The sequence below is a fragment of the Allobosea sp. P5_A5 genome (genome assembly GCF_056400625.1).
In genome coordinates this window covers 159,148-181,950 of the sequence record NZ_JBFUKY010000001.1, presented here as the reverse complement: position 1 = coordinate 181,950, position 22,803 = coordinate 159,148, and the positions used below count along the sequence as shown (strand labels likewise).

Annotated in this window: 20 protein-coding genes and 1 tRNA gene; 11 read left to right on the top strand and 10 right to left on the bottom strand. The window is 66.9% G+C overall.

Going from position 1 to position 22,803, the window contains the following annotated elements:
* The first annotated feature begins 58 nt into the window (after positions 1-58).
* The 6 genes from AC1DR6_RS00930 to AC1DR6_RS00905 all read left to right on the top strand — a co-directional run bounded on the left by AC1DR6_RS00930 (position 59) and on the right by AC1DR6_RS00905 (position 6,169).
* Positions 59-535 (top strand): chemotaxis protein CheW, encoded by a 477-nt coding sequence (locus tag AC1DR6_RS00930; RefSeq protein ID WP_476827301.1) that lies wholly within the window; start codon positions 59-61, stop codon positions 533-535.
* Positions 532-1,446: a CheR family methyltransferase gene (locus tag AC1DR6_RS00925; protein WP_476827300.1), complete on the top strand. Its 915-nt coding sequence runs from the start codon at positions 532-534 to the stop codon at positions 1,444-1,446. The genes AC1DR6_RS00930 and AC1DR6_RS00925 overlap by 4 nt, the downstream gene beginning before the upstream one ends.
* Positions 1,443-2,537, top strand: coding sequence for a protein-glutamate methylesterase/protein-glutamine glutaminase (locus tag AC1DR6_RS00920; RefSeq protein WP_476827299.1), 1,095 nt, complete (start codon positions 1,443-1,445; stop codon positions 2,535-2,537). The genes AC1DR6_RS00925 and AC1DR6_RS00920 overlap by 4 nt, the downstream gene beginning before the upstream one ends.
* Before the next feature lie 25 nt (positions 2,538-2,562).
* Positions 2,563-4,293: a hypothetical protein gene (locus AC1DR6_RS00915; RefSeq protein WP_476827298.1), complete on the top strand. Its 1,731-nt coding sequence runs from the start codon at positions 2,563-2,565 to the stop codon at positions 4,291-4,293.
* 90 nt (positions 4,294-4,383) lie between these two features.
* Positions 4,384-4,809 (top strand): MarR family winged helix-turn-helix transcriptional regulator, encoded by a 426-nt coding sequence (locus AC1DR6_RS00910; protein ID WP_476827297.1) that lies wholly within the window; start codon positions 4,384-4,386, stop codon positions 4,807-4,809.
* A gap of 43 nt (positions 4,810-4,852) precedes the next feature.
* On the top strand, positions 4,853-6,169 hold the full coding sequence (locus AC1DR6_RS00905) for an MFS transporter (protein ID WP_476827296.1): 1,317 nt from the start codon (positions 4,853-4,855) through the stop codon (positions 6,167-6,169).
* Between the two features lie 273 nt (positions 6,170-6,442).
* Here AC1DR6_RS00905 and AC1DR6_RS00900 read toward each other — a convergent pair.
* From AC1DR6_RS00900 to AC1DR6_RS00890, 3 genes are all read right to left on the bottom strand, one after another.
* Positions 6,443-6,519: transfer RNA gene (locus tag AC1DR6_RS00900), tRNA-Arg, on the bottom strand.
* 153 nt (positions 6,520-6,672) lie between these two features.
* Positions 6,673-7,041 (bottom strand): phosphoribosyl-ATP diphosphatase, encoded by a 369-nt coding sequence (gene hisE, locus AC1DR6_RS00895; protein ID WP_476827295.1) that lies wholly within the window; start codon positions 7,039-7,041, stop codon positions 6,673-6,675.
* A gap of 134 nt (positions 7,042-7,175) precedes the next feature.
* Positions 7,176-7,385 (bottom strand): hypothetical protein, encoded by a 210-nt coding sequence (locus AC1DR6_RS00890; RefSeq protein WP_476827294.1) that lies wholly within the window; start codon positions 7,383-7,385, stop codon positions 7,176-7,178.
* A 243-nt stretch (positions 7,386-7,628) separates the two neighbouring features.
* Between AC1DR6_RS00890 and ykgO the strand changes: the two genes are divergently transcribed.
* The 3 genes from ykgO to AC1DR6_RS00875 all read left to right on the top strand — a co-directional run bounded on the left by ykgO (position 7,629) and on the right by AC1DR6_RS00875 (position 9,526).
* On the top strand, positions 7,629-7,754 hold the full coding sequence (gene ykgO, locus AC1DR6_RS00885) for a type B 50S ribosomal protein L36 (protein WP_038363015.1): 126 nt from the start codon (positions 7,629-7,631) through the stop codon (positions 7,752-7,754).
* Positions 7,755-7,892: 138 nt separating this feature from the next.
* Positions 7,893-8,519 (top strand): tetratricopeptide repeat protein, encoded by a 627-nt coding sequence (locus AC1DR6_RS00880; RefSeq protein WP_476827293.1) that lies wholly within the window; start codon positions 7,893-7,895, stop codon positions 8,517-8,519.
* 38 nt (positions 8,520-8,557) lie between these two features.
* The gene (locus tag AC1DR6_RS00875) at positions 8,558-9,526 is read left to right on the top strand and encodes an alpha/beta fold hydrolase (protein ID WP_476827292.1); all 969 of its coding nucleotides are present in this window, start codon (positions 8,558-8,560) and stop codon (positions 9,524-9,526) included.
* Positions 9,527-9,568: 42 nt separating this feature from the next.
* Here AC1DR6_RS00875 and pyk read toward each other — a convergent pair whose 3' ends face one another.
* From pyk to AC1DR6_RS00860, 3 genes are all read right to left on the bottom strand, one after another.
* Entirely contained in the window at positions 9,569-11,008 is a 1,440-nt protein-coding gene (gene pyk, locus AC1DR6_RS00870; RefSeq protein WP_476827291.1) for a pyruvate kinase, read from the bottom strand.
* A gap of 68 nt (positions 11,009-11,076) precedes the next feature.
* A complete protein-coding gene (locus AC1DR6_RS00865) occupies positions 11,077-11,523 on the bottom strand; it encodes a DUF1036 domain-containing protein (protein ID WP_476827290.1) in 447 nt (148 codons plus the stop codon).
* 5 nt (positions 11,524-11,528) lie between these two features.
* Positions 11,529-12,833: a glycerate kinase type-2 family protein gene (locus tag AC1DR6_RS00860; RefSeq protein ID WP_476827289.1), complete on the bottom strand. Its 1,305-nt coding sequence runs from the start codon at positions 12,831-12,833 to the stop codon at positions 11,529-11,531.
* A 235-nt stretch (positions 12,834-13,068) separates the two neighbouring features.
* Between AC1DR6_RS00860 and AC1DR6_RS00855 the strand changes: the two genes are divergently transcribed.
* Entirely contained in the window at positions 13,069-13,311 is a 243-nt protein-coding gene (locus AC1DR6_RS00855) for a DUF2312 domain-containing protein (RefSeq protein WP_476827288.1), read from the top strand.
* Between the two features lie 106 nt (positions 13,312-13,417).
* On the opposite strand, the gene AC1DR6_RS00850 is transcribed toward AC1DR6_RS00855, so the two are convergent.
* Positions 13,418-16,087 (bottom strand): response regulator, encoded by a 2,670-nt coding sequence (locus AC1DR6_RS00850; RefSeq protein ID WP_476827287.1) that lies wholly within the window; start codon positions 16,085-16,087, stop codon positions 13,418-13,420.
* Positions 16,088-16,524: 437 nt separating this feature from the next.
* On the opposite strand from AC1DR6_RS00850, the gene AC1DR6_RS00845 reads away from it, so the two are divergent.
* Positions 16,525-17,133 carry a glutathione S-transferase family protein gene (locus AC1DR6_RS00845; RefSeq protein ID WP_476827286.1) on the top strand — a complete coding sequence of 203 codons (609 nt, stop codon included), beginning with the start codon at positions 16,525-16,527 and terminating at the stop codon, positions 17,131-17,133.
* A 12-nt stretch (positions 17,134-17,145) separates the two neighbouring features.
* Here AC1DR6_RS00845 and AC1DR6_RS00840 read toward each other — a convergent pair whose 3' ends face one another.
* From AC1DR6_RS00840 to AC1DR6_RS00830, 3 genes are all read right to left on the bottom strand, one after another.
* Positions 17,146-18,888: a peptidoglycan L,D-endopeptidase MepK gene (locus AC1DR6_RS00840; RefSeq protein ID WP_476827285.1), complete on the bottom strand. Its 1,743-nt coding sequence runs from the start codon at positions 18,886-18,888 to the stop codon at positions 17,146-17,148.
* A 182-nt stretch (positions 18,889-19,070) separates the two neighbouring features.
* Positions 19,071-21,071, bottom strand: coding sequence for a L,D-transpeptidase family protein (locus AC1DR6_RS00835; protein WP_476827284.1), 2,001 nt, complete (start codon positions 21,069-21,071; stop codon positions 19,071-19,073).
* 164 nt (positions 21,072-21,235) lie between these two features.
* A complete protein-coding gene (locus AC1DR6_RS00830) occupies positions 21,236-22,732 on the bottom strand; it encodes a sigma-54-dependent transcriptional regulator (RefSeq protein WP_476827283.1) in 1,497 nt (498 codons plus the stop codon).
* Positions 22,733-22,803: the final 71 nt, after the last annotated feature.

Sequence of the window (22,803 nt, the reverse complement as noted above, 5' to 3'; positions counted from 1 at the left end):
AGGTGGGGCGCCCACCAGCACCGTCGATATCTTCCGTCAGCTCCCGCAGGAGACTGCATTGGCCCAAATCTCGCAATATCTCACCCTCGGCATCGATGATGAGCTCTTCGGTATCGACATTGCCCATGTCCGGGAAATCCTCGATATGCGACCGATCTCGAAGCTGCCGCACGCGCCCGAATTTCTGCTCGGCATGATCGACGTGCGCGGAACCGGCTTCCCGATCGTCGACCTGCGGACCAAGCTCGGCTTGCCGCGCGTGCCTGCGACCGAGGCGACGCGCATCATTATCCTGGACGTGCCGCTCGAGGGCCGCACGCTTGGCGTCGGTTTCGTCGCGGACCGGGTCTTCGAGGTGACCGGCCTCGACACCGCGCAGACCGAAGCAGCACCGGAAGTCGGCGGGCGCTGGCGCTCTCACTACATCGCCGGCATCGGCCGCAAGGGCGAGGCCTTCGTCATCCTGCTCGATCTCGGGCGGTTTATGGCGGATGCGGGCGTGCCCGAAGCCGGCGCGACGAGCGTGGCGGCATGACCGCTCCGCCCCGGAAGGCCATGGTCCAGCAGCTCATAAGCGACCAACTCGATGACCGGCATTTCGCCGCGATCGCGGCGCTCGTCGAGCGCAATGCCGGCATCAAGCTGCCGACGACCAAGCGGACCATGGTCGAGGGGCGCCTGCGCAAGCGCGTTCGCGTCCTCGGGCTCGTCGATCTCGGCGATTACGGCCGGCTGCTGTTCGACAGGGGCGGGTTGGAAAAGGAATACGTCCATCTGATCGACTGCGTCAGCACCAACAAGACCGATTTCTTCCGCGAACCGAGCCATTTCGACTTCCTGACGCAACGTGCGGTTCCGGCCCTCCGCAAGCTCCATTCCGCCGGGCAGACCAAGCTCAAGATCTGGAGCGCGGCCTGCTCGATCGGCGCCGAGGCCTACACCATCGCGATGGTTCTGCAGGACCTGGTGAACGCGTCTCGCGCCGGACAGGGCGCCTTGAGCTACTCGATTCTCGGCACCGATATCTCCACGCAGGTGCTGGCGGCGGCGCAGGCCGCGATCTATCCGACCTCCTTCATCGAGCCGGTCCCGGCCCCGATGCAGCAACGCTATCTGATGCGGTCCAAGAGCGCGTCGCAGGATACGGTGAGGATCGTGCCGGAGCTGCGCCGCAAGGTCGCTTTCGAGCACCTCAACCTGATGGACGAGAGCTACCCGTTCGACCGCGATGTCGACGTGATCTTCTGCCGTAACGTCCTGATCTATTTCGATCGGCCGACGCAAGCCGCCGTTCTCACCCGCCTGAGCAGCCATTTGCGGCCGGGCGGCTACATCCTGCTCGGTCATTCGGAATCGATGGCGGGCACCGGCGTGCCGGGACTGCGTTCGGTCGCGCCGACGATCTACCAGACCGACCCCGCCGGCTTCCGAAGGAGCGCCGCATGACGCGCAAGCCCGTCCGCGTGCTCATCGTTGACGATTCCGCCTCTGTCCGGCAGGTCCTGAGCTCGATCCTGGGGGATTCGCCCGGCATCGAGGTCATGGGCACGGCCGGAGACGTCTATGCCGCGACGCGGCGCATGCAGGCCGAACTACCGGACGTGATGATCCTCGACATCGAGATGCCGGGCATGGACGGGCTGACCTTCCTGCGCAAGATCATGGCGCAGCGGCCGATCCCCGTGATCATCTGCTCGACCCTGACCGGCGCGGGCTCGCCTGCCCTGTTCGAGGCGCTCGAAAGCGGGGCCGTCGAGGTGCTGGCCAAGCCCCGCATCGACACCCGCAACGCCCTGATGGAGACGGCCGAAAGGTTGCGACACGCGGTGCATGCGGCGGCGCAGGCCAAGCTGAAGCCGCGCACCGCGCGGCCTATCATGCAAGTCGAGCGCAAGCTCACGGCCGATGTCATCATGCCGCCTCCGATCGTGGGGCGGCAGCTGGCGCGCACCGAACGTATCGTCTGCATCGGCATCTCGACCGGCGGCACGGAAACCCTGCGCGAGGTCCTCGAAGCGACGCCGGCCCACTGCCCCGGTATCGCGATCGTCCAGCACATGCCGGAGAAGTTCACAGCCGCCTTCGCGCGCCGCCTCAACGGCATCTGCGCGATGGAGATCAAGGAGGCCGAGGACGGCGACGAGCTCATCACCGGCCGCGTGCTGATCGCGCCCGGCAATCGCCACATGCTGCTCCAGCGCGCCGGCACCCATTACCGCGTCGCGATCAAGGACGGCCCCCCGGTTTCGCGCCACCGCCCCTCGGTCGACGTGCTCTTCCGTTCGGCGGCCCAATATGCCGGCAACAACGCGCTCGGCATCATCATGACCGGCATGGGCGACGATGGCGCCCGCGGCCTGATGGAAATGCGCAAGGCCGGCGCCCGCACTCTGGCGCAGGACGAGGAAAGCTCGGTGGTCTTCGGCATGCCGAAGGAAGCGATCGATCTCGGCGCCGCCGAGCGCATCGTCCCGCTTTCGCGCGTCTCGCAGGAAATCATGGCCTGGCCGCAAGCGATTTCAGCGGCGTCGGCGTAAGGCATAAGCGATGCGTGAGGATGGCATGAACGGTTCCGGGTTCCCGCAGCAGCGGCTGATCGCCTCTCTGGAGGAACAGGCGCGCTCGGTCGACGTGACCTTCGCGGTCGCGGGGCGCGATCTGGGCGAAGGTCTGAGCCTTTTCGAGGCGCTGAAGGCGCGGCTGAGCACCCTCTCGGACCAGCTTTCGGGCGAGGGCATCGCAGCCGCCGGCTCCACCTTGCGCCGTCTCGCGGAGGATCTGCGCCCGCTTCGACAAGCTCTCTCGGTCGAGACGAGCGCCCTGCTCGACATCGCCAATCACTCCGCCGCGGCCGGCCGCGCACTGGAGAAGTTGGTCGAGCATATCCGGCTGATCACCATCCTCGCGCGCTCGGCGCGGATCGAATCGATCTCGATCCAGGGTGTCGGCCGCGATTTCGGCGACTTTGCCAACGAGATCGTCGAACTCACGACGCAGGCGCAACGCACCATCGAAACCTGCGCCCGGGACCATTCGCGCATGAGCGGGCTGCTGACCGCGGCCCTCGCCTCGCAGCGCGAATTCGAGACGCGCTATGGACCGGCCTTGTGGGCCCTGGCCGACAAGCTTCTCGTCGCCATCGCCGAGGTTGAAAGCCGGCAGCAGCGCGGTGTCGCGCTCTCGCGCGAGGCGGCGACCCGCTCCGGCAACATCGCGATGGCGGCGGGCATGGCGATCGTCGCGATGCAGTCCGGCGACAGCGTGCGACAGCGTCTGGAGCACGCGATCGCCGGCCTGCGGCTGGCGACCTCGCTGGACGAGCACGCCGGCGAAGACCTGCCTTTGCAGGCACGCGAAGCCGCCCGTCAGCTTCTGCTCGCCCTCGAGGCAGCGCAGTTGGAGGCGATCGCCGGCACACTCGCCGACGACACCCAGGCCATCGAGCAAAACCTGCTCGTGCTGCGCAACGACACCGGCGGCCTCGTCGATCTCGTGACGTCGCTCTATGGCACGGGCGGCGCCGAAAGCGGCTCGTTCATGGCTGAGCTCGGTTCAGACCTCGCCCACGCATCCGCCTTGCTGGGCAAGTGCAACAGCGCGCGGGCCGGCGTCGATCAGGTCGCCAAGGCGTTGGGAGGGCTCCTCGAAATCTGCCAGGACACGGTCGATGCGCTGGCGACGACCGTCTCGAACATCGTGCTGATCGGCACCAATGCGGGGTTGCGGGCTGCGCGGGTCGGTAGCAACGGCCGCAGCCTCGTCGTGATCGCGCAGGAGCTGAAATTCGCGGCCGATCTTGTCGCGCGCGAGTCGCGAACGCTGCCGCCGAGCTTCGAGCAGATGCAGCGGGCATCCGCCGAACTCACCCGGGAAGATCGCCTCGACGCCAGCCATTTCAACGCCTTCGATCGCGAAATGGGCGAAGCGCTGTCCGTGATGAAGGGTGTGGCTACACAATTGGCGACGGAGCTGGACAGCCTGACGCGGCAGGGCCGAGCTTTCGCTGCCATCGTCGACCAGTCCCGGCTCGGTTTCTCGGGGGTCGGGGCTTCCGCGGACGTGATCGCCGCCGCAGCGGACGCCATCGCCGGCGAAGCCTCCGTCGGACCAGCGCCGCCGACGCCCGACGCCGCCGGGCTGGCCCGTGACTGGGTCACCAGCCGGACCTGGCCGCGCTACACCATGGCGGCCGAGCGGACGATCCATACCAGCGTCGTCGGCACCGGCGAAAACGCTGCCAAGGCGACAGCTCCCGAGCCCGCCTCGCACGAGGTTGACGCCCTTCTGTTCTGACTGGACGGCCGTCTCGGCGCCGAACAAAGCCGTCTGCGGCAGCGCCGACCCCGTAAGGCGCCACTCCCGGAGCGGGGAATTGACAACATCATGATGCGGGCATATGCCCGCATCATGATGTTGTCCCCTTGCCATTGCGTCCAGCTTCGAAAAGCCACCCGGAAGATCGGCGCGCGCTATGACGCGGCGCTCGCCCCGGCGGGCATCAACATCGCCCAGTTTTCGCTTCTTCGCACCGTCGCGAAGCGCGAACCGGTCAGCCTCACCGAGCTCGGCCGCCATCTTGAACTCGACCGCTCGACGATGGGCCGCAATGTCCGCGTCGTCGAAAAGCTCGGCCTTGTCGACATTGGGCGCGGCGAGGACCAGCGCGAGGCAACCGTTGCGTTGAGCCGTCATGGGCATGACGTGCTTCAGGCCGCCGAGCCGCTATGGGCGCGCTGTCAGTACGACATCGCCGAGCGCTTGGGCACGCAGCGCCTTGCGCTGCTGGCGGAGCTGAAGACCCTCCTTTGATCTGAGTCAGAACGGGCAGCTGCCCGCGAACAGGAGCGCGAACATGACGGCAGCCACCTCTCCCGGTCCCAGAGATATCCTGGCCGAATTCTTTCGCCGCCGCGGCATCCATTATGGCTGGGTTGTTGCGGGGACGACATTCCTGACCATGCTGGTGACGGCGGGAGCGGTCGGCGCTCCGGGCGTCCTGCTGGGCCCGCTGCAGCAGGAATTCGGCTGGTCGACCTCCGAGATTTCCTCCGCCTTCGCCATCCGCCTTGTGCTTTTTGGCCTGTTGGGGCCGTTCGCCGCCGCCTTCATGAACCGGTTCGGCCCGCGGCGCGTGGCGGTGGTGGCGCTGACGACGATCGGAGCAGGAGTGCTGGGCTCGTTCTGGATGACGTCCTTGTGGCAGTTGTTTCTGCTCTGGGGCGTCGTCGTCGGCGTCGGCACGGGAATGACGGCGATGGTGCTGGGTGCGACCGTGGCGACCCGCTGGTTTTCGGCGCGGCGAGGGCTGGTCATCGGCCTTTTGACCGCCAGCACCGCGACGGGGCAGTTGGTCTTCCTACCCCTGCTCGCCACCCTGACGCAGACGCTCGGCTGGCGCAGCGCGCTCAGTCTGGTGCTTGCGTTCTTGCTCGTTGCCGCCTGCGCCGTGCTCGTGCTGATGCGTGACCGCCCGTCCGATCTCGGGTTGGCACCTTATGGCGCAAGCGACCCTGCCCCGGTGCCGGCTCCGGCCCAGCTTTCCTTCGGCGCGATGCTCGCCTCGCCGCTCCTTGCCCTCAAGGACGCCGCGCGCACGCGCACCTTCTGGGTGCTGTTCGGCAGCTTCTTCATCTGCGGGGCCAGCACGAACGGTCTCGTGCAGACGCATTTCGTTTCGTTGTGCGGGGATTTCGGCATCCTTCCCGTCGCGGCTGCCGGCGTCCTCGCGGTCATCGGCATCTTCGACTTTGCCGGAACGGTGGGGTCGGGCTGGCTGTCCGACCGCTTCGACAGCCGCACGCTTCTGTTCTGGTATTACGGGCTGCGCGGGCTTTCGCTGATCTATTTGCCCTTCACGTCCTTCAGCTTCTACGAGCTTTCAATCTTCGCCGTCTTCTACGGGCTGGATTGGGTCGCGACGGTGCCGCCCACGGTCAAGCTTACGGCTGACCGCTTCGGCGAGCGCGCAAACCTCGTTTTCGGCTGGATCTTTGCCGGGCACCAGCTGGGAGCAGCGTCCGCCGCCTGGGGCGCCGGCTTCAGCCGCACCGCCTACCAGACCTACCTGCCCGCCTTCTTCATCGCAGGCATTCTATGCCTGTTCGCCGCCGTGGCCGTGATCGCCGTCCGCGAACCGCGTCAGGCTGCCCTGCGACCCATGGCGGCCTGACACGCCCCCCGGCCAACGCATCCGGATTGAAATCATTGACGGAAATGGCTTTCCGGACAGAGCGGAAAGCCATTTCGATAATGAGGTGATGCCGCCACGGCGGCCCGAAGCCGGCGACCTCGTCGCTAAAAAACCGCGTCGGTCAGACGCAAGCGCATCGGCCAAATGCAAGACGACCGATCACGCCGATCGGCGGAGACCTTTGGCCTGCACCCCAACCGGGCCAGGCAATCTTGTCATGTCTGTGAAATTGTTTCGCAACTCGATGCGAAATGGCGCGCCCGAAAGGATTCGAACCTCTGACCCTCAGATTCGTAGTCTGATGCTCTATCCAGCTGAGCTACGGGCGCGTCTCAGATCGTGTCGACGCTTTCGCGTCCGGCCTGATGCGGCGGAGATAGCCGCTGCCCTTCGTCTTGGCAACCCGAAAATTTGGCAACCTGAAAAATGACGATGCCGCGACAGAAATCTGGAAACCGCCCCGCTGCGGCGGATCCGTCGGTTCAGGCGGCGTCCGCTGCTGCCCGCACGACAAGGCCTTTTGTCCGCCTGGTCGCACGGTCCTTCGGCAGCTTCTCGGCAAGGCCGTAAAGCACCTCGCGCCGATCGAGTTCGGCCCAGATTTCGTCGGGCAGGATACCCATCTCGGTCCAAAGCACGACGAGATTGTAAAACAGGTCGGCGCTCTCGCTGATGGTCGCGCGGCGCTTGCCCTGGATCGCTTCCAGGCCGATCTCGACGGCCTCCTCGGCGACCTTCTTCGCCATTTTGGGCAGCCCGTCCGCGACGAGCTTGGCTGTGCGCGAGAACCGGGGATCACGCTTTCGGGCAACGAGGATGCCGGCATGGAGTCGCGTGATCGAATCGGCCATCACCGCAGGATCGGCGCTCTGGATGAGCGTTTCATGACAGCGGAGAGAACGCGGCTGAAAGGCGGCCCCCCGCTCAAACGAAAACAGCGGCCCCGATGACGGAGCCGCTGCGATATAAGCGTCGGATGCGAGGATTAATACGTCGCGCGACGGGTGGAGCGCACGACGGACGGCGCGGTGACAGCGCCCGCCGCACCCCCGACGACCGCACCGACGGGCCCGGCGACCACGGCACCGGTACCGGCACCGACGGCAGCGCCGCCAATGCGCTGTTCGGCTGTATTGCCGCAGGCGGCAAGGGCTAATGTCAGGCCGGCGACGGCAAGCAAGGTGATCGGGCGCATGAACGGTATCCTCCCAGTTGAACCGAGAGCTACAACGCCGAAGAGCTTGACCGGTTCCACACCACACCAAAGACTGAGGGAGATCATCGATCCCCCTTGCGATACGCGCAGAAATCCGTATACAGCCGGCATCGCATTCAGTCGCGCCATTCGCATGGGCGGTGAGGATCGCAAGGTCCGCGTCGCAGACTGTGGGTTTTTGACCGGTCCGCCTCGCAAGGGCGGGTCGACGGAGTTGAGACGATGAAGATCCGCAATTCTTTGAAGTCGCTGCGCGCGCGTCATCGCGACAACCAGTTGGTCCGCCGCAAGGGCCGCGTCTACATCATCAACAAAGTGCAGAAGCGCTTCAAGGCGCGTCAGGGCTGACGAATCGCGCGCGGCCTTCTGGTCGCGCCGATCAGCCTGGAGCCTTTGCAGAGCGGGACGCCGGCAGGCGTGCCCGCTTTTTGCGTTGCTCGCCCGGCCGTGATTTGACCTGGGCGTCGGCGAGACTAGATTTAGGCGATGCGCTCGTCTCACATTGCGATTCTTGTCCTGGCCGCGTCGCTGGCCCCGATGGGTCTCCGGGCCCAGCCGGCGCCGTCACAGCGACCCGGCTCTGCTGCCCCGCAGGACAAGGTCGACAACCCCGTCACGCCGCAGCGACGGCCGCCCGCCACCCTCGACACCTTGTTCGAGCGCCTCCGCGACGCGAAATCGGCGGAGGAAGCCAAAGGCGTCGCGGCCCTGATCCAGCGCCGCTGGGCCAGCTCCGGCTCCGATACCGCCGATCTCCTGATGACGCGGGCGCAGGAGGCGATCACCAACAAGCAGACCGAAATCGCGATCGAACTGCTCGACCGGATCATCTCCTTGCAGCCGGACTGGGCTGAGGCCTGGAACCAGCGGGCCAACGCGCTTTTCATCGCCGGCGACCCCATCCGCTCGCTTTACGACATCGGCGAGACCCTCAAACGCGAGCCACGGCACTACGGTGCCATGATGGGCCTCGGCACCATCCTGAAGCAGCAGGGCGACGACAAGGCGGCGATGGCCGCTTTCCGCAAGGCGCTGGAGATTTATCCGCAATCCGACGCGGTGAAGAAGGCGGTCGATGCGCTGCACTATGAAGTCGATGGCCGCGACACCTGACCATTGAACCGCGCGGCCCCCGATCGCGTAGATCAGCCATGATGCTCCGTGGCCTGCTGATCTCCTTCGCCGTCATCCTTTGTGGATTGGCTGTGTTCTCGGAATGGCTCGGCGCCGCGGCGGCGCGCCGTTTCCCGCCGGAGGGCCGTTTCATCGCCGTTGACGGGGGGCGGCTGCATTACCGCGAGCAGGCTGCGCAGGGCGAAACGCGCGGCACCGTGGTGCTCGTGCACGGCGCCTCGAGCGACCACGCCGATGTCTATGCCACGCTCGCGCCGGAACTCTCGCATTACCGGGTGATCGCCATCGACAGGCCCGGCCATGGCTGGAGTGACCGGCTGGCCGGTGCCGCCATGGCCGATCCCGGCCGACAGGCCAAGGCGATCATGCAGGCGCTGGACCAGATGGCACCCGAGCGCTTCGTACTGGTGGCGCATTCGCTGGCGGGCGCGCTGGCGACGAACATCGCGTTGGAGCGGCCGGACCGTCTGCAGGGCCTCGTCCTCCTCGGCGGGGTGACGCACCCCTGGCCGGGCGGCATCGCCTGGTATCACCACGCCACGATCTGGCCGGTAATCGGGCCGATTTTTACGCGCGTCGTCGCGGTGCCGCTTGCAAGCTGGCTGCTCGATGACGGCGCCCGCAGCGTTTTCGCGCCCAAGCCGGTGACGCCTGGCTATATCGAAACCGCGCATGTGCCGCTGCTGCTGCGGCCGGAGACCTTCCGGGCCAATTCGCAGGACATCGCCGCGACGCTGGCGTTCGTCACCGCGCAGGCGCCACGCTACCGCACGCTAAGCGTCCCGGTCGTCGCCATCACCGGCGACAGCGACGCCATCGTCTCGCCGGTGATCCACTCGATGGCGATTGCGCGCGAGGCGCCGCAGGGCAGGTTGGTGCTGCTGCCCGGCGTCGGCCATATGCCGCACCATGCGGCACCCGAGATCGTAGCGGAAGCGATTGACGGGCTGGTCGGCGTGCGTTCGAAGCTCGCGCACGCTCCCTAGCGGCCCTTCGCGGGCCGGCGGCGTGTCGGATCGTCGTGGCGCTCAGGCCTTGGCGGCGTGCTCCTCGGCGATGAAGGCAATCCGCACCATATTGGTCGCACCCGGCGTCCCGAACGGAACGCCGGCGACCACGATGATCCTGTCACCCGTCTTGGCGAAATGCTCGCGCACCGCGAACTTACAGGCCCGGAAGGCCATGTCGTCGGCGTCGCTGGCATCCTTGGTGACGATGGCGTGCACACCCCAGACCAGCGTCAGCCGCCTTGCCGTCACGCGGTTCGGCGTCAGGGCGATGACGGTCGAGTTGGGGCGCTCGCGGGCGATGCGGAAAGCGGTCGATCCCGACGAGGTCCAGGCGCAGATCGCCTTGAGGTGCAGCGTCTCGGCGATCTCGTGTGCGGCCTTCGCGATCGCGTCGGCCCCGGTCGCCTCGGGTTCGGCTCGCTGCGCTTCCAGGATCGAGCGATAGACGGTCTCGCTTTCGACCTCCTCGGCGATGCGGTTCATCATCGTCACCGCCTCGACGGGGTACTGGCCAGCCGCACTTTCGGCCGAGAGCATCACTGCATCGGCCCCCTCGAACACGGCCGTCGCGACGTCGGAAACCTCGGCTCGCGTCGGCACCGGGCTCGTGATCATGCTCTCCAGCATCTGCGTCGCGACCACGACCGGCTTGCCCTTGCGCCTCGCCATGCGGGTCATGCGCTTTTGCGTGCCGGGCACCTTTTCCAGCGGCATCTCGACGCCAAGATCGCCGCGCGCGACCATGATCGCATCGGAAGCGTCGATGATCTCCTCCAGCCGCAGAACCGCCTGCGGCTTCTCGATCTTGGCCATCGCCAGCGCGCGGCCGCTGACGATCTTGCGCAGCTCCGCCATGTCCTCAGGCCGCTGCACGAAGGACAGCGCGATCCAGTCGACGCCCACCTCCGCCGCCACGGCGGCATCCGCGCGGTCCTTCTCCGTCATGGCCGAGACGGCGATGGTGGTGTCCGGCAGGCTCACCCCCTTGCGCGAGGACAGGCGCCCGCCGATCAGAACCTTCGTCACGGCCCGCTCGGGCGAGGCCTCTTCCACGACGAGGCGCAGCTTGCCGTCATCCAGGATGAGATGATGGCCAACCTCGAGCGCGCTCAGGATTTCGGGGTGAGGAAGGTGGACGCGATCGACGTCGCCGGGCGCGGCATTGGAATCGAGCGTGAAACGCGCACCTTTCTCGAGCGCCACGCCGCCATCGCCGCCGAACATGCCGACGCGAAGCTTGGGGCCCTGCAGATCGGCGAGGATGCCGACCGGACGTCCAAATTTTGTCTCCAGTCCCCGCAGCATCGCGACCTTCTCGGACAGGGTCTCGCGCTGGGTATGGCTCATATTGATCCGGAAGACGTCGACGCCCGCGGCAAATAGCTTGGCGCACATCTCCTCGCTGGCCGAGGCCGGGCCGAGCGTGGCAATGATCTTGATTCGACGTTCGCGCTTCATCGTTGTCCCCAGCAGGCCGACCTCGGGCCGCCCGTTCTCGTTCTCGTTCCTCGCCTGACGCCGTCAGGTCAAGGTCTCGGCAGCGGCCCGGCCGCGCCATCGGTCAGCTGGATCGTCCAGCTTTTCTGTTCGCCGGTATCGACCTCGAAGAAGCCGGAGCGATCATAGCCGCGCGCCAGGCAATCTTCGATGCCGTGAATCGTGAATTCCTTGTTGCGCACGCACATGACGGATTTTCCGGTCCATTCTCCGCCTTTGTCATAGTCGACGGCGTGCACATAGTAGAACCGGGCGGACAGGGTGCCTCGCAACAAGGTCTCGCAGCCGCGCGGGCTGATGTTCCACCACCCCTCGGTGGTCCAGCCCTGCGCATCGCGATAGCCGATCGAGACCCCGATGCGGCTGGCGGTCGTGTTGCACATCCGCAGATCGGCCTTGGCCGGTACGGCCGCGACGACGAGCAGCGCGAAGGCCGCGGCCAGAAGGCGCAAGATGGCAAGGAAATGGCCCGGCATTCGTCTCAAGGCTCGATCAGGATCACACGGCAGTCATTGACGTTGGTCAGCGTCGGTCCCGGTTGCAACAGATCGCCCAGGGCCTCGAAGAAACCGGTCGAATCGTTGTCGGCGAGGGATCGGGCAGGATCAAGGCCGAGGATCGCCGCGCGCGTCAATGTCTGGGGATCGACCAGCGCTCCGGCAGGGTCGGTGGCCTCCCCGCCCCCGCCATCGGTCCCGTCGGTGTCGCCGGCGAGTGCGACGATGCCGGGCTCGCCGCCGAGCGCGACGGCCAGAGCCAGCGCGTATTCCTGGCTCGGCCCGCCCCGGCCCAAACCGCGCAGCGTCACGGTGAGCTCGCCGCCGGACAGGATCGCGGCCCGCCGCCCCTGCGCCTTCAGCGCCTTGGCTCTCTTCGCATGTGCGGCGGCGACATCCCTCGCCTCGCCTTCGACATCGGCACCAAGGTCGATCACCTCGTAACCAGCGGCCTCGGCCGCGAGCCGCGCCGTCGCCAGCGCGTCAGTGGGGCGGGCGATGATGCGGTATTCGCTCCGGGCGAAGGCGGGGTGCCCCGGCTTCGGCGTCTCATTGGCGTCATCCGCCAGCAAAGCCAGGGCTGCCGGCGGAAGCGGAAGGCCATAGCGCGCCACGATGACCCGTGCATCGGCCATGGTGCTCGGATCGGGCACCGTGGGTCCAGATGCGATCGCGGCGGGATCGTCGCCCGGCACGTCGGAAATCGCGAGCGTCAGAACCGGCGCCGGTGCGGCAGCAAGCGCAAGTCGGCCGCCCTTGATCCGAGACAGGCGCTTGCGCACAACGTTCATCTCGCTGATCGGCGCGCCCGAGCGCAGCAGCGCTTTGGTGATGCCCTGCTTTTCCGCCAGCGTCAGATCGCCCGCCGGTGCGACCCAGTTCGCCGAACCGCCGCCCGACAGCAGCACCAGCACAAGATCCTCGGCGGTGGCCGAACGAGCGAGTTCCAGCGCCATTTCGGCACTATCGACGCTGCCCTGGTCCGGCACCGGATGGCCGGCCGCGACCATTGGAACGAGACGCGTCGGCGCGGTGTAGCCATGACGTGCGACGGCATGGCCGACCAGTCGCTCGGGCGGCAGGCCGCGGTCGAGATAATGCGCCTCCGCCAGCGCAGTCATGCTGCCGGCCGCCTTGCCCGCAGCCAGCAGGATGAGGCGGCCGGAGACCGGCGCCGGCGGCAAATGCTGCGGCAGGCACCCTTGCGGATGCGCCCGCGCGACGGCTGCGTCATAGACCGACCGGGCGGTCGCGCGCATCCGCGCGATTTGGTCGTTCGAGCCCTGCATTCGCCCCGATCCCGCTGCAGCCGCACGACCGCGACGCCTCAGGAATCCTTCTAGGCCGACGATTGGCCTCCGTCATCTCCGACGACACGAAATCATGTCGGTCGTATCCGGGGCCTCGTGGCTGTTGAGCATTCCCCGGGCAGGCGGCTTGCGGCTTGACGCGCGGGGGCGATCCGGGCGAACGCTGCCGGCCGAATTTCACGCACCCCGTTTCCTGCACCCGAAGGGATATCAGATGGACGATCCGGTTCAGGGCGATCAGCTCAAGAGCATCGTCGAACGCATCGAGCGGCTCGAGGAAGAGAAGAAGACGATCGCCGACGACATCAAGGAGGTCTATGCCGAGGCCAAGGGCACCGGCTACGACGTCAAGGTGCTGCGCAAGGTCGTCGCCCTGCGCAAGCGTGATCTCGACGAGCGCAAGGAGGAGGAGGCGATTCTCGACCTCTATCTCCAGGCTGTCGGCGAGAGCGCCTGAGTTTCAGCAATTCCGATCATGACGGCCTGCGCAACCTCGGTTGCGTGGGCCGCTTCGATTCAGAAGGCTCCGCCGGCTCGGCTCCGGTTCAGCAGCGCCCGCCGGCTCAATGAGCCCCCGCCGGAACCGAATCCGGCGCGACTTCCTTGAGCAGCTTCAAGAGCTGCGCCTCGCCATAAGGCTTGGTCAGCACGCGCGCCGCCGTATCGCCCGCGACGGATGAGGCGTCGCCGCTGGCATAGATCACCGCGATTCCCGGCTGGAGTTCGCGCGCCTGCGTCGCCAGCTCGCCGCCCGAACTGCCGGGCAACTTGATGTCGGTCAGAAGCGTGTCGACCCGCATGGTGCGCAGCGTAGCCAGAGCCTCTTCCGCGCTGGCCGCCTCGATCACGACATAGCCGGCGCCTTGAAGCATATCGCTGGTGTTCATCCGGATCAGCGCGTCATCCTCGACCAGCAGAACCGTGGCGGGCTTCGCCTGAGCTGCGGCGCGCTCGATCGTCGGACCCGGCAGACTTTCGGGCTCGGACTTCGGCACCGGCACTGAGACCGATTGCACCTGCTTGCGCTGCTTCTCGTTGGCAAGCACATGCCGGATCTTCCGGGCCAGCGTCTCGCGCGTATAGGGCTTGGAAAGCAGCTCGACGCCGGCATCCAGCTTGCCGCCATGAACGATCGAATTCTCGGTATATCCCGAGGTGAACAGCACGGCGATGTCGGGGAGCCGCAGCCGGGCCTTGCGGGCAAGCTCCGGGCTCTTCAGCACGCCGGGCATCACGACATCGGTGAAGAGCAGATCGATCGGCACGCCGCTCTCGATGACGTTTAGGGCGCTGCCGGCATCGACGGCCTTCAGCACGCGATAGCCGAGATCGGACAGCATCTCGATCACGGTCGCCCGGACCTCGTCGTCATCCTCGACGACAAGCACCGTCTCGGCGCCACCGGCCACGGGCCCAGACGCCAGATCGACGACGACATCCTCGTTTTCCATCGAACGCGGCAGATAAAGCCGGACGGTCGTGCCATGGCCGACCTCGGAATAGATCTTGATATGGCCGCCCGTCTGCTTGACGAAGCCATAGACCATCGAGAGGCCGAGCCCCGAGCCCTTGCCCTCGCTCTTGGTCGAGAAGAACGGTTCGAAGACCTTTTCAAGCATGTTGGATTCGATGCCGCAGCCGGTGTCGGTCACCGCCAGCAGGACATATTGCCCGGCCGTCACCTCTTCGTGCTGGCGGGCATAGTCGTCGTCGAGATGCGCGTTGGACAGCTCGATGGTGAGCTTGCCGTCGCCGCTCATCGCGTCACGCGCATTCACAGCCAGATTGAGCAGGGCGTTTTCGATCTGCGTCGGGTCGACAAAGGTGTTCCAGAGCCCGCCGCCGACGACCGTCTCGATCTGGACGGTCTCGCCAAGCGTCCGGCGCATCATGTCGTCCATGTCCTGGACGAGGCGGCTGATATTCACGACCTTTGGTTCCAGCGCCTGGCGCCGGCCGAATGCGAGCAGCTGTGCCGCCAGCTTCGCCCCGCGCGAAACCCCGGCCATGGCGCTCGCGACGCGCTTCTCGGCCCGCTCGTTTCCGGCGACATCCTTGATCAGCAATTGCAGGTTTCCGGAGACGACCTGCAGCAGGTTGTTGAAGTCGTGCGCGACGCCGCCGGTGAGCTTGCCGACGGTCTCCAGCTTCTGCGCCTGCAACAGGCGAGCCTCGGCCTTCCGCCGCTCTTCGATCTCGGTGATGACACGGGCTTCGAGGCCTTCGTTAAGCTGTCGCAGCGCCTGTTCGGCGGCGCGGCGATGGGTGATGTCGGTATGGACCCCGACCCACTCGCCGATCTCGCCGGTCTCATCCATGATCGGCAAGGCCCGCACAGCGAAGACACGCCAGGCGCCGGAGCGATCGCGGACGCGATGCTCATGCACGAACATCGCCTTGGCGGCGACAGCCTTGTTCCAGTTCGCGACGGAGCCCTCCTGGTCGTCCGGATGGACGGCCTGAGCCCAGCCGAAGCCTTGATACTCCTCCAAGCTCTGGCCGGTAAGCGCGGCCCAACCGGCCTGCTCGCCGAGCATCCGGCCGTCGGCGCTGTTCGTCCAGAGCACGCCATGGACGGCTTTCATCGCTGTGAGGAAGCGGCGGTAGCTTGCGCCCAGCTCCCGCTCCATTCGCGTGCGCGAGGTCTGGTCGATCACCGTGCACATCACGCCGCCGACATCGCCGCCGGTGTCATGGACGGGCGTGTAATGCAGGTCGAAGACGAACCCCTGAGGCCCGGCGCCCGTATCCAGCGCCATCGCGACGCCGCGATGGGACACGAGCTCGCCGCGATGGCCGGCTTCCAGGATCGGGCGGTTCCAGTCCCAGACTTCCGGCAGGGCGGTCGCGACAGGCGCGCCCATCAGCGCGGGATGGCGGTCCGCCACGACCTCCTTATAGGCGTCGTTGTAGATCAGCCGGTGCTCCGGCCCCCACATCAGCACCTTGGCAACGGGGGAATTGACGATGTTCTGCACGGTCGCGCGCAGCTCCAGCGACCAGTCTTCGCTCGGGCCCAGAGGCGTCGCCGCCCAGTCGAAGGTGCGGATCAGGGCGCCGCATTCGCCACCCGCACTCGGCCAGGCCCGTTGCCGCGACCGGCGCAAACCGGCCAGCAGCGCCAGCGCTTCGGAGACAGTCGCCGTCGTATCGGCACCTGGCCGATCCTTCCGACAGGCCGCGACCAGAGCTTCGAGCTCCGGCGTCAGTTCCACCGTGGTTTTATCGCGCATCGTCATGATTCTAGTCTGTGCGAGCAGGTGTGCCGGACGTCAATACCCTGTGAAAGAGCCCAGGCAGCACCGTTCCTGTCAGCGACCGAGCAGGCGCCGCATTCGGCCAGATTGTAAGGCTTCCGCAAGGTCGCCGCACCGGTCATGCCCAACACCACGAGATCATCCTAACCGGTTGCGCAGACGAACGGCACTCCGGCTGTCGCAAGACGCGTGCTGACCGCCTGCGAGGTCCGTTGCCGAGATTTCACGCCGCAAAAACGCCTCAACTCTTTCCGGCCCCGTTCAAAACGCCGGCTCGACGGTGGCGCCGGGCAGCAGGTAGCCCGATCAAAGCCGGTGATCCGATCGATCAGCCGAATTCGCGTGGCTTGGGCGCGATGCGTTGGCACACTCCGATGCCTTCGCTTCGAAGCGCATTGCTGGAGATAGGTCTCATGCTGCTGGTTGGAATGCTCGATAGCCCCTATGTCCGCCGCGCGGCGATCACCGGCACGCTTTTGGCCGTTCCCTTCGAGCATCGCTCGATCTCGGTGTTTCGGCATATGGATGAATTCCGGGCCGTTAATCCGCTGATCAAGGCGCCGAGCCTGGTGACGGACGTGGGCGTCGTAATCAGCGAATCCCTGCTGATCGTCCAGCATTTCGAGGATATCGCCGGGCGTTCGCTGCGGCCGGTCGACAGCGCGGCCCGCGAGCGCGACCTTTCGCTCACGGGCATCGGCATCGTCGCCGCCGACAAGGCGGTCGCGATCGAATACGAACGCAAGCGCCCGGAGGCCCAGCGCTACGCGCCGTGGCAGGAGCGCATCGTCACGCAGCTCCACACGGCACTGGATCTGCTCAACGCGGCTGCAAGGGACGGAGCGCTCTCGGCCGGGCCCGAGCTGCTGCCGAGCGACATCGCGGCGGCGGTCGCGTGGGGCTTCTGCCGTTTCGTCATTCCGGATTTCGCGCCGGCGGAACGGTGGCCGGCTCTCGCCGCGCAGGCTCAGGCTTGCGAGGCGTTGGACGTGTTCAAGGCCTGGCCGATCGACCGGGAATGAAGAGGCGCTAGCCTAGTTCTGCACGAAATTGGTCGGCAGGGGCCGCACAGCAGGGCCGCTGAAGCGACCGGGTTTGGCATCGACCGGGTCCGACTGGCTGAAGCCGAGAGACGCCGCAGGGCCGGGGCCGGCAATCGGGGCAAAACTGGTCTTGTCCGAGCGCGCACGGGCGGTCGCGACATTGACCACCTTGCCCGAGGGAGCTTGCGACCGCGCGGCTGCGGTGAACAGCGAATCGAGCCCAGTATGGTCGAGATCGCGTGGCTCTTCGACCAGGACAGGCGCGGACTTTTGCGCCGCCGTCGCAAACCCAGCATCGCCGTCGCGCGGACGGGCCGGCGGGAGCGGATGACGGACCGAGACCAGCCGCCCTTCGATCGCGACGGGAACGTCGGCCGCTTCCGTCGGGCGCAGCGAAGCCATCGCGACGCCGGCAAGTTCGGTCGGACGCAAAGGCGGCAGCGGCGCCGAAACCGCCGGGCCGGTCAGGACGGGGGCTATCGAGGCCGTCATCTCGTCGGGGCGTCGCGGCGGCAGCGAGGCCAGCACCAGTTTCTGGTCGGCGCCCGGCCCCGTCTGCGCGAAGGCCAGCGCGCCGGCATTGCCCGGCAGCGCCGCGATCTGCGAGCCGTCGATCCCACTGGGCGCCAGATCGCGCGGTCGCGACAACGGCAGCGGGACGTCCATCATCCGGGCTCGCTGTTCGGGCACGGGGGCCGGCTGTGGCAAGGTCTCCGCGACCATCGGAGCCTCGACAGGCTCCTGCACCGGCTGCGGCGCGATGCGCTGCGACCGCTCGCGCGCGACCGCCTGCGTCGACGGGTCGGGCGCGACAGGGCGGACCCAGGCACCGTTGGAGTTGCTGTCGTCCATGCCGCGATTGGCATAGGCCAGCACGGTTGGCTGCGGGGGCGAGGCGCCGCGGCGCTGCGCCGGCCGTGCATCCGCCTCTTCCTCGTCGCCGCCGAAGAACATTGCCCACAGGCTCTTGCGGCCCGAGGCCTGGACCGCGCCCTCGTCGGCATCCGCGACCGCATAGCCGCCGACAGAGCCGCCACCGGCCATGATCTCCGCCCGCGCCAGGTCGTAACCGGCGAGCGGTTGACCATCGGCGGGGATGTGGACCGTCTTCTGGTCCGGGAACAAGCGCACGAGCTGGTCGCGCGTCATCCGCGGCCAGGAGCGGACCGAGCCGACGTCGAGATGGACGAAAGGTGTGTGCGCATTGGGATAAAAACCGACGCCACCACGTTGCAGCCGCATGCCGATCTCGCGGATGCGCGCCGTCGGCACGTCGGGCAGGTAGAAATCCATCGCCTTGCCGAGCATGTGCTGGCTGTGCTTGGCGACGGCCCGCGAGCGACGGCGCAGCATCGCGTTGGTATTGGGCGAGCGATAAGCCGAGACGACATGGAAGGGCTGTTCGGAGCCGAGCTGGCGCTGCACCTCCCAGACCACATCAAACAGGCGCGGATCCATCCGGATCGGCTCGTCGCTGCGCCAGTCGCGCAGCGCCCAATTCAGCTTTTCGAGCGCGGAGGAGACGTAGCGACCATCCTGCTTGAAGGTGACGGTCGTCTCTTCCTTGGTGTGCATGTGCTGGATGGTGATGGTGCGCGTGTCGCCATTGGCGACGGCGTTCTGCGTCCCACGGATGCCGAAAACCGATGCGGCCAGCATCACGGCAGCCGTCGCGGCGCGCCGCCAGCCCGGCTTTGGGCCGAACCGCAGCGATCCCCGAAACGTGGCGTGCATTCTGCCCAAGCTGCCTGACCCGTCTCCATGCGTCGCGAGGCGCGAAGCGTTAACGTGAACGAACAGTTGCGGAGAAGCGTTAACGCCTCGTTATCGAACCGGCAATTGCCGCGCCGGATCTTTTCCAGCGCGGCACCGATGAATGACGATCATGCCGGAAGGGACGCCTCCGGGACCTGCCCTTAGCCCTGCTGCTCCAGAGCCTGCCGCACGAGCCTCTGGATGCCATAGACATCGTCGAAGCGGGTGATCTTGCCGTCCGCGCCGACGACGATCGTATTGTAGACCAGATGGATCTGCAGCGGCTGCGGCAGGTTGATCCGGCGCTCGCCCTTGCCGATCAGCGCCTTCAGTCGCGCGCTCGGCCACTCCGGCCCGAGCAGCTGGTCGGCCAGCGCGAAGGGGTTGTCGACGCGCACGCAGCCATGGCTGAGGGCACGCCGGTCGCCGGCGAACAGGCGGCGGTTCGGCGTGTCGTGCAGATAGACCGCATGCTCGTTCGGGAACATGAACTTGATCCAGCCGAGCGCATTGCGCTCGCCCGGCGGCTGGCGCACCGAGATGCCGCCGCCCTTGGTCCGTGTCACGACATAGCCGCGCTTGGCCGCATAATCCGGATCGGCCGCGAGACCCGGCAGGAATTCCTTCTTCAGGATCGAGGGCGGCACGTACCAGGACGGGTTGACGATGACGTGGTCCATCCGGTTCGAGAAGATCGGCGTCGCCGAATCCGGCTTGCCGATGATGGCGCGCGCCTCATGCACCACCTTGCCCGAGCGGATGACCCGCACGCGCATCTCGGGCACATTGACCATGATGTGGTCGGTGCCGATATCCTGCGGCAACCACCGCCAGCGCTCCATCTGCGCGACGATGTCGCCTTCGCCCTGCGCTGTCGCCGGCCGGCCGAGTGCAGCGACGGTGCGCTCGCTGAGGATGCCGTTGGCCGGCAGCCCGGCCTTCTTCTGGAAATCGGCCAGCGCCAGCGCGGTTGAGCGGTCGAAGACCGAATCCTCGATCGCTCCGAGGCCGAGGCGCGCACGCACCAGCGGCACGCGCTCGTCGCGCATGCCGACCTTCAGCGCCGGCCCGGCCGGAATGCGCACCAGAGGGGTATCGTCGAGGTGCTCGCGCAGTTCGGCGAGCTTGGCCTTGAGGCGCTTGTACTGCTCATGCGGCGGGTTGTAGGCGGCGAGCACCGCGCCTGCATCGGCCGCGCCGTTCAGCGCCGAGAGGACATCGCCGGCTGAGGGCAGCTCGAGCTTGGGCGTGAGCATCTTGGAGAGCCGGCGTGGGTCGAGCCGGCCGCCACGGGCATCGCGGGCATAGAGCACCGCCAGCGCCGAGAGGCGGACATCGGCTTCCGCGAGCTTCCCCTTGTCGCTGAGTTCGAAGACCGGCAGCGCGTAATCGGTCGGCCGCAAGCCGTCATCGGAGGCCTGCTCGAGCTGGGCGACAATGTGCTTGCCAGCGGCAGTCCACCCTTTGGCGTCGATCCAGAAGGGCTTGTTTTCGTTGGCCTGGTAGGCCGCGACGATGTCCGCACGCTCGCGCTCGCCGAGGCGATGCACCGCGACGGCTTCGCCGGCACGGGCAGCGATCTCTCCGGCGAAAGCGAGGCCCGGGGGCACCTCGACCACCAGCTTCGGCATCTCCGGCGCGGGCACGAGCGGCTCGACCGCCTGCAGCGGGCCCTTATCGGCCGGCGCCACGGTCACGGAAGCCTGAACCGGCTTTTCCGGCGTGACCTCGGCGGGGGCGGCCTGAACAGGCAGCGGTGCCGGGACCCGCTCGGGCGGCTTCACAGCCGGCAGGAGCGCGGGATCCGTCGCCGGCATCTCGACTGGCGGAATGTCCAGCGTCGCCGGTTCGCTCTGGCTTTTGACGGGCGCCGTCGCGTCCACACTCGCCGGATCGCGCAGCCGGGCGCCGGTCGAGACGGTCCCCGTCACGATCTCGCGATCGGCGGAGGCCGGGCCGGACAGGGCTTCTGCCGAGTGCGTCTCGTCCAGGTGCAAAGCCGGCTGCTCCGGCAATGGCGTGCCGAGCACCGGATCGGACTTCAGTTCGGCGGCAGTGGGGCCGGCCTCGGGAGCGACGGTCTGGCTCAGCGCCACGGCGCCGCTCAGCATGATGGCCACAGCCGAAGCCGTGGTTAGATTCGCCCAATGGCGACGACTCATTTTCGCTGATCCCGTGAGGTGCCCGACCCACGCCATTCCTGCGTGACCCCGGCTGTTTCGACAAGATGCGGCGGCGCAACAGGCCGACGCTTTTTACTGGAGAGGGGGGCCGATCGGGTCGGGTGGACCCGGTCGATGCATCCCTCTCCCACCTTCGTCGCGGCTCAGGCCGCGTCGGTTTCCTCGCCCTGCGTTTCGCTTTCGATCAGCCCGTAATCCTTGAGCTTCCGGTAGAGCGTCGAGCGGCCGATGCCGAGCTTGCGCGAGACCTCGGACATGTGCCCGCGATAATGCGCCAGTGCGAAGGTGATGATGTCGCGCTCGAGGTCGTCGAGCTTGCGCATGTCGGAGCCGGCAACGAGGTCCAGCGAATTCGGATCGCGCACCGGCATGTGGATGATGCGCGGCGGCGCCTCCCCTTGCATCTCGCTGCGCGGCGCGGAGGCCGGCGCGGGAGGAATGCGGACGTCATAGCCTTCCATCTGCGCCGCGATCTGCGGGAATTCGGCAACGCCGAGTTCCGTCCCGTCCGCCAGCACCACCGCGCGGAACATTGCGTTCTCGAGCTGGCGGACATTGCCGGGCCAGTCGTAGCCGGCGATCAGGCTGAGAGCCTCGCTGGAGATGCCGTGAAGCTTCTTGCCTTCCTCGGCGGCGAAGCGTGCCAGGAAGCCGCGGGCGAGATCGGGAATGTCCTCATGACGCTGGCGCAAGGGCGGCAATGTGATCGGGAAGACGTTCAGCCGGTAATACAGGTCTTCACGGAAATCGCCGCGTTTGACCTGGTCCAGCAGGCTCTTGTTGGTCGCCGAGATGATGCGGATATCGACCCGCACGGATTTCTTGCCGCCGACAGGATCGACTTCGCTTTCCTGGATGGCGCGCAGCAGTTTCACCTGCGCGTCGAGCGGCAGCTCACCGACCTCGTCGAGGAACAGTGTGCCGCCATTGGCCTCGACGAACTTGCCGAGATGCCGCTCGGTCGCGCCCGTGAAGGCGCCCTTCTCATGACCGAACAGAATGGATTCGACGAGGTTATGCGGGATCGCGCCGCAATTCACCGTGACGAAGGGCTTGCCCTTGCGGTCGCTGGAGCCTTGGATCGCACGCGCCAGCACCTCCTTGCCGACACCGGACTCGCCCTCGATCAGGATCGGGATGTTCGACTTCGCCGCTCGCTCCGACAGGCGGACGACGCGCGCCATGTCCGGGCTCTTGGTCGCGAGATCGCGGAAACCGAGCGTGTTCGAGGCCCGCCGCTTGATATGGCGCAGCTCATGTTCGAGAGCGCCGAGCTTCAGCGCGTTCTTCAGCGAAACCTGAAGCCGCTCCGCGCCCACGGGCTTGACCACGAAATCGACGGCGCCGGCCCGCATCGCCGAGACCACAGTCTCGATCGAGCCGTTGGCGGTCTGCACGATCACCGGCGTCGCGATCTCGCGTTCGCGCAGCGCGGCGAGCACGCCCATTCCGTCGATACCGGGCATGTTGAGATCGAGCACGATCGCATCGATGCGCTCACCTTCCAGCGCTCCGATCAGGGCGAGCGCGGCCTCGCCGTTCTCGGCGATGACGGCGCCGTAGCCGGAGCGCTTCAACATTGCATCGAGCAGCCGGCGCTGGACGGGATCGTCATCGACGACGAGGACGGTGGCGGTCATGTCACCTCGGCAGAATGCGGCGCAAGCGCAGGATGAGCGCGAGCGGGGGCGGGAATCGCCTGTTCCGTTCT

Excerpts from the sequence above, each read along its gene's own strand:
- AC1DR6_RS00925 (WP_476827300.1), top strand. The coding sequence starts at position 532 with ATGACCGCTCCGCCCCGGAAGGCCATGGTCCAGCAGCTCATAAGCGAC.
- AC1DR6_RS00920 (WP_476827299.1), top strand. The coding sequence starts at position 1,443 with ATGACGCGCAAGCCCGTCCGCGTGCTCATCGTTGACGATTCCGCCTCT.
- AC1DR6_RS00915 (WP_476827298.1), top strand. The coding sequence starts at position 2,563 with ATGAACGGTTCCGGGTTCCCGCAGCAGCGGCTGATCGCCTCTCTGGAG.
- AC1DR6_RS00910 (WP_476827297.1), top strand. The coding sequence starts at position 4,384 with ATGATGCGGGCATATGCCCGCATCATGATGTTGTCCCCTTGCCATTGC.
- AC1DR6_RS00905 (WP_476827296.1), top strand. The coding sequence starts at position 4,853 with ATGACGGCAGCCACCTCTCCCGGTCCCAGAGATATCCTGGCCGAATTC.
- hisE (WP_476827295.1), bottom strand. The coding sequence starts at position 7,041 with ATGGCCGATTCGATCACGCGACTCCATGCCGGCATCCTCGTTGCCCGA.
- AC1DR6_RS00890 (WP_476827294.1), bottom strand. The coding sequence starts at position 7,385 with ATGCGCCCGATCACCTTGCTTGCCGTCGCCGGCCTGACATTAGCCCTT.
- ykgO (WP_038363015.1), top strand. The coding sequence starts at position 7,629 with ATGAAGATCCGCAATTCTTTGAAGTCGCTGCGCGCGCGTCATCGCGAC.
- AC1DR6_RS00880 (WP_476827293.1), top strand. The coding sequence starts at position 7,893 with ATGCGCTCGTCTCACATTGCGATTCTTGTCCTGGCCGCGTCGCTGGCC.
- AC1DR6_RS00875 (WP_476827292.1), top strand. The coding sequence starts at position 8,558 with ATGATGCTCCGTGGCCTGCTGATCTCCTTCGCCGTCATCCTTTGTGGA.
- pyk (WP_476827291.1), bottom strand. The coding sequence starts at position 11,008 with ATGAAGCGCGAACGTCGAATCAAGATCATTGCCACGCTCGGCCCGGCC.
- AC1DR6_RS00865 (WP_476827290.1), bottom strand. The coding sequence starts at position 11,523 with ATGCCGGGCCATTTCCTTGCCATCTTGCGCCTTCTGGCCGCGGCCTTC.
- AC1DR6_RS00860 (WP_476827289.1), bottom strand. The coding sequence starts at position 12,833 with ATGCAGGGCTCGAACGACCAAATCGCGCGGATGCGCGCGACCGCCCGG.
- AC1DR6_RS00855 (WP_476827288.1), top strand. The coding sequence starts at position 13,069 with ATGGACGATCCGGTTCAGGGCGATCAGCTCAAGAGCATCGTCGAACGC.
- AC1DR6_RS00850 (WP_476827287.1), bottom strand. The coding sequence starts at position 16,087 with ATGCGCGATAAAACCACGGTGGAACTGACGCCGGAGCTCGAAGCTCTG.
- AC1DR6_RS00845 (WP_476827286.1), top strand. The coding sequence starts at position 16,525 with ATGCTGCTGGTTGGAATGCTCGATAGCCCCTATGTCCGCCGCGCGGCG.
- AC1DR6_RS00840 (WP_476827285.1), bottom strand. The coding sequence starts at position 18,888 with ATGCACGCCACGTTTCGGGGATCGCTGCGGTTCGGCCCAAAGCCGGGC.
- AC1DR6_RS00835 (WP_476827284.1), bottom strand. The coding sequence starts at position 21,071 with ATGAGTCGTCGCCATTGGGCGAATCTAACCACGGCTTCGGCTGTGGCC.
- AC1DR6_RS00830 (WP_476827283.1), bottom strand. The coding sequence starts at position 22,732 with ATGACCGCCACCGTCCTCGTCGTCGATGACGATCCCGTCCAGCGCCGG.